This is a genomic window from Rhodococcus sp. T7 (assembly GCF_009872365.1).
Lineage (GTDB): Bacteria > Actinomycetota > Actinomycetes > Mycobacteriales > Mycobacteriaceae > Rhodococcus_F.
In genome coordinates, this window is sequence record NZ_WXYH01000086.1 from 1 (window position 1) to 9,880 (window position 9,880).

The window sequence follows — 9,880 nt, forward strand, 5'->3', positions numbered from 1 at the left end:
ACCGGGCCTCAGCCCGGAGGACAACGCCGTACTCACAGAGGCGTGGTCAGCTCTGGTCACAGCCGCTGACGCGTTCTTGAACCCTTGGTCCACGATGTGTTGAGGGACTGTGCCAGGGCACTCGGGTCTTGAGCACGGGTGGTGTGATTCGTTCAATGTCTATCTCTCTCTTGGTGGTCAGTGGATCTGCTGTGGCATTCGTCGTTCTCGACGAACCGTGTCGTTCGTCGCACGAACCACGGACTTGTATGCCTCTCGGTACTCGGAGAGTGCATCGGAGGTGGTCACGAGCTGTGCCCACGCGTTGGTGAGTTCTCGGCTCACACCTTCGTCGGTCGCGGACTTACTCCAGCCCTCGATCTTGTCCAGCTCGGAAGAGACGAGTTCACAGAGCGGACTGCAATGCACCCTGCCGTGTGCGTGCATCTGCGCTGTCAGAGTCCCTGGGCACCCTTCTCGGGTGCATGGGTAACGCTTTCGCATGATTTGTTGCCTCTCAGTCGATCCCAGGGGCAGGCTCCGTTGAGAGCTGGCGGTCTCTCATCGGTCGAACCTGCCCCCGGTGTGGGTGTGGTGGTCTGCGAGCCAGCTCAAAGGCTGGCGTTGCGTCCGTACTCAGCGAGTGAGGTCCAGGTACCGAACGTCCTTGGGCGCGGGCCGGGATGCCTCCAGCTTTTCCCGGAGCTGAGCGGCCTCACGCGGATCCGCAATACGGAACTCGACCCCAGCGCGTGCAGCCGCGAGGTACGCGGCTCCGACCTGGACCACAAGCTCATCCTTACCGGGCTGGTTGTGAGCGGTCAGCAAGTTGACCAGGCTCTTGTACGTCGACGGAGCGAGAATCCGCAGGACCGGCTGGGCGTCGACATCGACACCAGCGAACGCGGGGAGCTGGGTGAGACCAGCAACCCACTGGTCCACAGCGCGGAGGTAGGCACCAGCCTGCTTCGCGTCTCCGAGCGCCGCGAGAACCTCGGGGTTGGCAGAGGCAACGATGGCTTCCGAGGTCAGCTCGTACGGGAGTTTCGCAACGGCGGCCTTGAACTTCGCAGCCTGAGTGTTGAACTCGGGGGTGAGCTGCTCGACCAGATCCGGTACAGCCGCCCCGGCTTCCCGAAGGATCTTCCCTCCGAGGGCCGCGAGCAGACGGCGCTTGGCCTCCTCACGCTGAGCATTGACGCTCAGCTCCCCAGCGACCTTGTCGACCTCTACAGCGACGTTGGAGGCCTTGAGCTTGGTCGGGTCGATGACCGGCTCGTGTCCGGTCTCGACGTACCGGAGTGCTTCGTACGCTTCGAGCGACTTGGCCAGGTCAGCCGGGAGCTTGACCTCCAGGTTGGCCCAGTTGGAGATGTTGTTGACGGTTGCGTTGGTGTCGAACATGTTGGTGTTCCTTCCGTAGAACGACGAAGGCCAGACACATTGGCGGTCTGGCCGTGGGGGGTGTTGGTGATATTCGTTTGTCTAGCTTGTGATTACGGATCTAACCGGAGTGGTCGTATCGTCCCGCGATGACATCCGCTACGAGTGCAGCGGTCGACGACGGGGCATTGATCGTGCCGTGCCCGCCTCCTAGGGCGGCACGGAGCACCTGAGCCCCATTGAGGGGTATCTCCGTCTGGGCTTCGTCGGCTTTGACCTCTACTGGCTTCGGTCCAGCCATGACACGGATGAACCGGTCCAGGTCTGACTCCCCCTTGTGAGGGTCGGTCTCGGCACCGTAGAAGATCACTGCTCGGTCATGCTTGCGCTGGTTGAGTCGGTTGAGGATCTGATCATGGTCCATGGTGTTCTCCTTGTGTTGGGGTACCTCCCATGCCAGGGAGGTTGTGTTAGTGCGTCAGCGTTGATCTGGGCGGCTCAATCGAGCAGCCGCGCTGTGTGTGGGTCGGTGAGGATGAGGGACTCCAGGTCCTCGACCATGTACAAAGGCTGTTCGGCTCCCGTGTCAGGGAGCCAGCGACCGACTGACCTGAGGAGTCCTCGTGACTCCCAGAGGTGGATAGCTCGGGGGATCAGTGCGTAGTCGGTGAAAGCCTCATCGGGTGTGACGCAGACGTTTTCCATTCCAGCGGGCATTTCAGTTGTTCTCTTTCGGGTTGTTGATGGTGCGTAGTGAATGAACCGGCGAAAGCGCCGGAGGTTGTGGAGCTTGGTAACGCTGGTCGAACAGAGCACGGCGTTCGGCCTCAGAGCCGAACCACGGTCGGTCTCCGTCTTCGAGGATCTTCGCCACGTACGGCTCCGATCGTTCGAGGTAGCGGCTGAATGCCGCATCTCGTTCGCCAGGAGTCCGTCTGGATGGACGCGTAGCAGTGGCTGCATCTGAGTAGGTCATTCGATTCCTTCTCCGTGTGTGTCGACGAGTCGCTGAGCGACGACTCCGGTCGGCTCCGTCGTCGGCGCAGTGGTGAGCGTCATCGTGTCGGGGTCTACGTGGACCCCGTTCGCCTCCAGGGCGCGAACCAGCTCCAGTGCGGCTCTTCGCTTGGCCCGGTACTTCCGGTCTGCGTCCAGGGCACAGAGTCGGCAGTGCCCGCTTGTTGTTCGGTCTCGTGACCGATCCACGATGGGGTGACCGTTGGTGCATTCGTCTTTCATCGGGTGATTCCTTCCTGTGTTGATCGGGCTATCACCCGAGGTGAAAAAAGGGGAAGCCCCAGGCCAGGAGGCCAAGGGCTTCGTTGTTCTTCGATCTGGTGATCGGAAGTGTGTTGGTGACGGTCGTTGGGGCCGACCCGGAGGAGCGGGACAGTGGGTGCTGTCGCTCGACTCCGGGCCGGTGCTCACCCCCGCAGGAGATCACCACAACTCCTGCATCCTGTCGCGGGGGAGGACCGCGACAAGTTCTTGTGGAGGGTCTAACCCCTCACTGTGTATATACGGGCGTTTTTCCCGCCCCATAGTGTATATACGTCTAATTTCCCAGGTGAATCCTCAGATTGTGAGGGACTTCACAGCTGGAGGTAGTCTCTCGACCCTCTGCCCTCACTATGTAGTAGGTGAGACTTTTCGGATTTAGGCCGACGACGGTTTCCATGATTCGGAAACATGCTGGTAGGACCAGTTCTACTGTGAGCGAGTTCACAAGATGCTAGGCATCCGGTACTCGCGGTTCCCGCTCTCACTATGTAGTAGGTTCGACTTTCCGAAAAAAGGCGGATTGTGTGACCAACTCCACTGAGAGGGCCGGAGGCTGAACTCCGCCCTCACTATGTAGTAGGTGTCTCTTCCTCAGAAAAAGACGCAGAACCCTCCTACTGTGACGAGCTTCACTCAGAATCAGGGATTCTGTTTACTCTCAGGAAACAACAGTTGAGCGGTGCCTGTCCTTATACTCTTATGCGCCTGCGGGGCGCTCGGTGGATCTGGTAGCGTCAGCAGTTCGACGGATGCGCTTCAGGTGCATCCGCGATGGTTTGTGTCATGACCCAGATCCTGGATAGCGATTCCTGGCCTTGAGATCGATTCTGACGGACTTTTAGCCCCTGGTTGGCACCAGTGCCTAGAAACAGGGGTCTGATCGCTCTACGGCGCTGTCAGCGGATTGGCCCTCTCACGCGGGCGCGCGAGACGAGGAACTAAACCCCGGTTTTCCCAGTTGGGGGAAGAATCCCCAGGACCCTGAGGTCCTGGAAACTACCGTTGACCAGGCCCTTAAGGCCTGGAACGTTTAAGAACAGCCGTAGGAGATCCCTGAGGGGATCTCTACAGGACCCCCTTAAGGGGGTCTACGACGGGCGCGTGTGTACGCGCGTGACACGGTTCGGGGACCAGCGCCAAATCCGCTGGTCAGCGAGTGCCGGCCAAACCTCCTCACCAGGGCACCGGAAAGTGCCCCTCAAGTGTTTCCTGTCAGTAAACACGCGAGGGTCTTCATCGGCCTGGGCATTGCGTCGTTGCATTCAGCAGCCAGTGCAACGGCCTGAGACGTTGCGTCGCACGTCGCACTGGGGTGCAACGTTGCGGACCGACTGCAACGCGGGTGCGACACCAGGTGCAACACGAGTGCCACTCTCGGGTGCAACACGGCTGTGACCTGCAGGTTGCACGTTGCATCCCGCGGATTCAGGTGCCACGTTGCACTCAGGCTGCAACGTTTCGTGTCGGACCCTGGTTGTACCGTCGTGGCGGCGTGAGCTGGGACCGGAGGGAAGCCGGTCCCGGTTCACGTTCTGATCCCAACTACTCTCCGAGCATGACCGGATGGGGCGCGTTTCTAACCGACCACATGAAAGACAGAGGTTGGAGCCAGAATCGGCTGGCAAAGGAAGCCAGGACCAACCCGTCTGTTGTCTCACGCTGGATCAATGACGGGATGGAACCTGGGATCAAGTCGATTCGGCTGGTAGCGGAGGCGTTCGGGGTGCCGGTTACGAGGGCGTTGCTGGCGGCTGGTGCCGTCACAGCGGATGAACTCGGGATCCTGCCGGTGGTGGCTCCAGATCCCGATCTGTTGTCGGATGAGGAGCTGTTGCACCAGCTCGACAAGCGGATGCGCCAGCGTCGAACCGAGGTGATCGTTCCGGTGCCTCCTGAGAATGTCGTGGTGGATCGCTTGCCGACACGAGGATCCCAGTTGCGAGGATGGGCACCCCTTCGGGGCGACTGACGTATCCGGTCCGCGTCAGCCGTCCCGTGGGTTGACTAGCCCTGGGGGAGTTCGAGCGTGTAGATCGGACCGTTGTCGTTGGTGCCGATCTGTCGAATAAACCCGGCTGCCTCCAGCCGAGTCAGTGAGCCGTCTACCTCCTCGGCGGTGAGATCGGTCGGGCACCCGATCAGCTCGTGTCCCGTCAGTACCTCGGATCTCGTGAGAGACGGATTCCGCTCGACCGCTGTGAACCATTCGCCGGTCGTGCATTTCTGCTGGTTGGTGACTCTGGCTCGACCAGCCTTGATCTTCTCCATTGTTGTTCTCCTAGTTGATGTGTCCGGATACGGACTTTGAAATGGGCACCCCTTCGGGGTGGCTGACCTATCTGGGCCGAACGGAGCACCCAAGGGTGCCGGTGTCGTATCCCCTCCCCAGAGCTCCCACGGACCATGCCCCGATACCGCGTCTCGGCCAACACTTCTAGCCGACTGCCATCTAGGGCAGCCGGTGGTGCTGGACCTGCTCGACAGTGTCGACCCTGGGGAACAGGTGCCCGGTGCCGTTCACCGGGACTAGGGATGGATCTCGGATGCGGTTGGTTAGCGTCGGACTCGCACAGATAACGACGTTTGGCCCTGAGAGGCCCGTGGAGGGCCTAACAGGGCTTGGGTGGGTCAGAGGTAGGGGAGAGCATCCAGACGGGATGCGATGACCCGAAGGTCTTGTTGCCGGAGGACTGGGACGTTCCGGAAGTCGGTCACTGAGAGACCGATCTCGACGGCTCCAAGCTCCAGTTCACCCAGGGTGAGACCGGCGGCGTCGATGGCTTCCTCGGGAGAAACACCGAGAAGATCAGCGGCCTGGTTGACCGTGTAGGTGTCCGCTTGACGCTGGACGGGGATAGAGTGGTGCCCAAGGTTCATGACGGGTCCGATCCGTTGTGTTCCCAGACCCTGGCTGGTGCTGTAACACCGACCGGGGTCGTTTCTTTTTGTGGCTCTACCTGCATGTATTCATGTTTGGTGGATACTGTGTAGCTACTCGTGGAACATCACTCGGAACACCCGCACAGCTTAGGGCCACAAGGTGAGGCGGCATGATGGACGCATGGATCCGGTCGAAGAGGTGGTGGGTGAGGACTACGGCGACGCGCGCCTCCCCGCGCAGAACTGGCAGCGGCGGCACTACACGAAATGCAACTTCCGTGACGCCGACCTGAGTGAACTCCGCACCGAGTCGGTGATCTTCACCGACTGCGATTTCACGGGCGCCGACCTCGCCGAGTCGCACCACGTGGGCACGGCGTTCCGCTCGTGCTCGTTCACCAGAACCACGTTGTGGCACAGCGAGTTCCGCAACTGCAGCTTCCTCGGGTCGGAGTTCGACAACTGCCGGCTACGCCCGATGGTCTTCGACGAGTGCGACTTCACGCTCGTGTCGCTGGGCGGTGCGGACCTACGTGGACTCGATTTCACGGACTGCCGGTTCCGGGAAGCCAACCTCGTCCGCACGGACCTCCGCCGGGCCGTGCTGCGTTCGGCGGACCTGTCCGGAGCCCGCACCGGCGGCGCGAAACTCGACGGCGCCGACCTGCGCGGGGCGCACGTCGACGCGAACCTGTGGACGGCCGCCACACTGGACAAGGCGCAGATCGAACTCACCCAGGCCATCGCGTACGCGACGGCCAACGGGCTCGTGGTGGAACCGACCTGACGCGGGTTATCCGAACCTGAGAGAATGGGGCACGTGACTGCAACGATCCTCGATGGCAAGGCGACCCGCGACGAGATTTTCGAAGACCTGAAGGTGCGGGTGAGCGCCCTGAAGGACAAGGGCATCACGCCCGGTCTCGGCACCGTCCTGGTGGGGGACGACCCGGGGTCGGCCGCCTACGTGCGCGGCAAGCACAACGACTGCGCGAAGGTCGGGATCACCTCGATCCGGCGCGACCTGCCCGGCGACATCACGCAGGAGAAGCTCGACGCCACCATCGACGAGCTCAACGCCAACCCGGACTGCACGGGATACATCGTGCAGCTTCCGCTGCCGAAGCAGCTCGACGAGAACGCCGCCCTCGAGCGCATCGACCCCGACAAGGACGCCGATGGCCTGCACCCGGTCAACCTGGGCAGGCTGGTGCTCGGCAAGGAAGCGCCGCTGCCGTGCACGCCGCGCGGCATCCTGCACCTGCTGCGCCGCTACGAGGTCCCGATCGAGGGCGCGCACGTCGTCGTCGTCGGTCGCGGTGTCACCGTGGGCCGCCCGATCGGTCTGCTGTTCACCCGGCGCAGCGAGAACGCCACCGTCACCCTCTGCCACACCCGCACGCGGGACCTCGGAGCGGAGGTTCGGCGCGCCGACATCGTCATCGCGGCGGCAGGTGTCCCCGGGCTGGTGACGGCCGACATGATCAAGCCCGGCGCCGCGGTACTCGACGTGGGTGTGAGCCGCACCGAGGACGGACTGCGCGGCGACGTGGCGGCGGACGTCGCCGAGGTCGCCGGTTTCCTGTCCCCGAACCCCGGTGGGGTCGGACCCCTGACCCGTGCGTTCCTGCTGACCAACGTCGTGGAGCGGGCTGAGCGTGTCGCAGCGTCTCTCGGCTGAGATGGCCGACTGGGGGCAGTTCGCGAAGAAGAACCTGCCGATGCTGGCAGTCCTCGTCGTCATCGTCGTGGCCGTGGTGTTCGTGCTCGCGGACCGGTGGCGGCGAGGAGCGTTCGTGTTCGGTGTCGCCACCCTGCTCGCGGCGGCGTTCCGGTTGACGATGCCATCGGAGCGCGTCGGACTGCTCGCGGTGCGCAGCAGGGCCTTCGACGTGGGCGCACTCGTGGCCGTCGGCGGCGCGATCGTGTGGCTGGCCGTGTCGATCGACCCGCTCGGAACCGACTGACGGTCCGAGCGGGCGTAACCCTGCGCGGGATCAGCGCCCGGCGCGGGCCAGTTGCATCGTTTCGGACAGCAGTTTCGCGACGGCGGCCGCCTCGGTGAGGAACCCGTCGTGGCCGTCCCGCGAGTTCAGCACCCGCAGGCCGTCGCAGGTGGGGATGTCCTCGGCCAGATCCTCCTGCAGGCGGATCGGGTACAGGCGGTCGGAGTCGACGCCGCCCACTATGACGGGTGCGGTGATCGTCCCCAGCGCAGCCGAGATGCCCCCGCGGCCGCGACCCACGTCGTGCCGGTTCATGGCCTCGGACAGCAGCACGTACGTGCCCGGGTCGAACCTGCCGACCAGCTTGTCGGCCTGGTGCTGGAGGTAGCTCTCGACGGAGTACCGCCCGCCGCGCCACGGGTCCTCGCCGTCCTGCGGCGAGTTCGCGAACCGGGAGTCGAGTTCGCTCTCGGTGCGGTACGTGAGGTGCGCGATCCTGCGGGCGATGCGCAGTCCGGCCCGGGGGATCCGGCCGGTGCCGTGGTAATCGCCGCCCAGCCAGTCGGGATCGCTGGTGATGGCCTCGATCTGGGTGGTCTGCGTGCCGATCTGGTCCGCGGTCGCGCGGGCGCCGACGGCGAGGACGAGCGCCGACGCCACCTGGTCCGGGTACGTGACGGCCCACTCGAGCGCTCGCATGCCGCCCATCGAACCACCGACCACGGACGCCAGCTTCTCGATCCCCAGCAGATCGGTGAACTTCTTCTCGGCCGCGATCTGGTCACGGATGGTGATCTCCGGGAAGCGGCTGCCCCACGGGCGCCCGTCCGCCGCGACCGAACCGGGACCGGTGGTGCCGCGGCAGCCACCCAGGACGTTGGTCGCGACGACGCACCACTCGTCGGTGTCGATCGGCGCACCCGGACCGACCATTCCGCTCCACCATCCGGGGGAGGGGTGCTCGTCGGTGACGGGGCCGGTGACGTGGGAGTCGCCGGTCAGGGCGTGCTCGACGAGCACCACGTTGTCGCGGTTCGGGGACAGTTCGCCCCACCGCTGCACGGCGAGGGTCACGGACGGGATCACCGCGCCGTTCTCGAGCTCGAGCGATCCGATGTCGACGGTGCCGAGACGTCCGTCGGCCACGGGGAGGTTCTGCACTGCGCGCACGGTCAAGATGCCGCCGCCGTAATTCCGGTCTCGATATCGGCGATGATGTCGTCGATCCCTTCGATGCCTACTGCCAGGCGGACCAGTCCGGGGGTGACGCCGCTGGCGGCCTGCTCCTCCGGGGTCAGCTGGGAGTGTGTGGTGGACGCCGGGTGGATCACCAGCGAGCGGACGTCGCCGATGTTCGCGACGTGGCTGTGCAGGGTGAGTGCGTTGACGAACTTCTTGCCCGCGTCGATGCCGCCGGCGAGTTCGAACGTCACGATGGCGCCCGCGCCCCTCGGCGCGATCTGCTTCGCCCGGTCGTACCACGGTGACGACGGGAGCCCGGCGTATCCGACGGACACGATCTCCGGCCGCGCCTCCAGGTACTGGGCGACGGCGGTCGCATTGGACACATGTCGCTCCATCCGCAGGCTCAGCGTCTCGAGGCCCTGCGCGATGAGGAACGCGTTGAACGGCGAGATCGCGGAACCGAGGTCGCGGAGCAACTGCACGCGCGCCTTGAGGGCGTACGCGGGCGGTCCGAGTTCGGAGTAGACGACGCCGTGGTAGCTCGGGTCCGGGGTGGTGAAGCTGCTGTGCCTGCCCTGGGTCCAGTCGAACGTGCCGCCGTCGACGATGACGCCGGCGATGGCCGTGCCGTGACCGCCGAGGTACTTGGTGGCCGAGTGCACCACGATGTCCGCGCCGTGCTCGAGCGGGCGGATCAGGTAGGGGGTGGCCACGGTGTTGTCGACGATCAGCGGGATTCCGTGCTGGTGTGCGATGCCGGAGATGCCGGGCAGATCGAGCACGTCGTTGCGGGGATTGGAGATGGTTTCGCCGTAGAACGCCCTCGTGTTGTCCCGGATCGCGTTCTTCCACTGCTCGAGGTCGTCGGGGTCTTCGACGAACGAGACCTCGATGCCGAGCTTGGGCAGCGTGTAGTGGAAGAGGTTGTACGTGCCTCCGTACAGGCGGGGACTGGAGACGATGTGGTCGCCTGCCTCGGCGAGGTTCAGGATCGCGAACGTCTCGGCGGCCTGCCCGGACGCCAGCAGCAGGGCGGCGACGCCGCCTTCGAGGGCGGCGATGCGCTGCTCGACGGCGTCCTGGGTGGGGTTCATGATTCGGGTGTAGATGTTGCCCGGTTCGGCCAGACCGAACAGCGCGGCAGCATGGTCGGTGCTGTCGAACGTGTACGAGGTGGTCTGGTAGATCGGCAGCGCCCGCGCCTTGGTGGTCGCGTCGGACGTCTG

11 protein-coding genes are annotated in these 9,880 nt (G+C 64.2%); 4 read left to right on the top strand and 7 right to left on the bottom strand.

Features of this window, described 5'->3' with window-relative positions:
- Nucleotides 1-615: 615 nt before the first annotated feature.
- The 3 genes from MLGJGCBP_RS10835 to MLGJGCBP_RS10845 all read right to left on the bottom strand — a co-directional run bounded on the left by MLGJGCBP_RS10835 (nucleotide 616) and on the right by MLGJGCBP_RS10845 (nucleotide 2,236).
- The gene (locus tag MLGJGCBP_RS10835; protein ID WP_160095476.1) at nucleotides 616-1,383 is read right to left on the bottom strand and encodes a hypothetical protein; all 768 of its coding nucleotides are present in this window, start codon (nucleotides 1,381-1,383) and stop codon (nucleotides 616-618) included.
- Nucleotides 1,384-1,483: 100 nt separating this feature from the next.
- On the bottom strand, nucleotides 1,484-1,786 hold the full coding sequence (locus MLGJGCBP_RS10840) for a hypothetical protein (RefSeq protein WP_160095478.1): 303 nt from the start codon (nucleotides 1,784-1,786) through the stop codon (nucleotides 1,484-1,486).
- 294 nt (nucleotides 1,787-2,080) lie between these two features.
- On the bottom strand, nucleotides 2,081-2,236 hold the full coding sequence (locus MLGJGCBP_RS10845) for a hypothetical protein (protein WP_160095480.1): 156 nt from the start codon (nucleotides 2,234-2,236) through the stop codon (nucleotides 2,081-2,083).
- A gap of 1,962 nt (nucleotides 2,237-4,198) precedes the next feature.
- On the opposite strand from MLGJGCBP_RS10845, the gene MLGJGCBP_RS10850 reads away from it, so the two are divergent.
- Nucleotides 4,199-4,612, top strand: a complete 414-nt coding sequence (locus MLGJGCBP_RS10850) for a helix-turn-helix domain-containing protein (protein ID WP_160095482.1) — start codon at nucleotides 4,199-4,201, stop codon at nucleotides 4,610-4,612.
- 35 nt (nucleotides 4,613-4,647) lie between these two features.
- Here MLGJGCBP_RS10850 and MLGJGCBP_RS10855 read toward each other — a convergent pair whose 3' ends face one another.
- The gene (locus MLGJGCBP_RS10855) at nucleotides 4,648-4,911 is read right to left on the bottom strand and encodes a hypothetical protein (protein ID WP_160095484.1); all 264 of its coding nucleotides are present in this window, start codon (nucleotides 4,909-4,911) and stop codon (nucleotides 4,648-4,650) included.
- A 360-nt stretch (nucleotides 4,912-5,271) separates the two neighbouring features.
- Entirely contained in the window at nucleotides 5,272-5,520 is a 249-nt protein-coding gene (locus MLGJGCBP_RS10860; RefSeq protein ID WP_160095486.1) for a hypothetical protein, read from the bottom strand.
- Between the two features lie 184 nt (nucleotides 5,521-5,704).
- Here MLGJGCBP_RS10860 and MLGJGCBP_RS10865 point away from each other — a divergent pair, with 184 nt between their 5' ends.
- The 3 genes from MLGJGCBP_RS10865 to MLGJGCBP_RS10875 are packed head-to-tail and all read left to right on the top strand — an operon-like array spanning nucleotide 5,705 to nucleotide 7,490.
- Nucleotides 5,705-6,310: a pentapeptide repeat-containing protein gene (locus tag MLGJGCBP_RS10865; RefSeq protein WP_160095488.1), complete on the top strand. Its 606-nt coding sequence runs from the start codon at nucleotides 5,705-5,707 to the stop codon at nucleotides 6,308-6,310.
- Nucleotides 6,311-6,343: 33 nt separating this feature from the next.
- Nucleotides 6,344-7,204 carry a bifunctional methylenetetrahydrofolate dehydrogenase/methenyltetrahydrofolate cyclohydrolase gene (locus MLGJGCBP_RS10870; protein ID WP_179220247.1) on the top strand — a complete coding sequence of 287 codons (861 nt, stop codon included), beginning with the start codon at nucleotides 6,344-6,346 and terminating at the stop codon, nucleotides 7,202-7,204.
- 1 nt (nucleotide 7,205) lies between these two features.
- A complete protein-coding gene (locus MLGJGCBP_RS10875) occupies nucleotides 7,206-7,490 on the top strand; it encodes a DUF3017 domain-containing protein (RefSeq protein WP_015889999.1) in 285 nt (94 codons plus the stop codon).
- Between the two features lie 30 nt (nucleotides 7,491-7,520).
- Here the strand turns inward: MLGJGCBP_RS10875 and metX are convergent, their stop codons facing one another.
- A complete protein-coding gene (metX, locus tag MLGJGCBP_RS10880) occupies nucleotides 7,521-8,645 on the bottom strand; it encodes a homoserine O-acetyltransferase MetX (RefSeq protein ID WP_160095490.1) in 1,125 nt (374 codons plus the stop codon).
- The coding region (locus MLGJGCBP_RS10885; RefSeq protein WP_160095492.1) for a bifunctional o-acetylhomoserine/o-acetylserine sulfhydrylase at nucleotides 8,642-9,880 on the bottom strand (1,239 nt) is incomplete at its 5' end. The genes metX and MLGJGCBP_RS10885, both read right to left, overlap by 4 nt.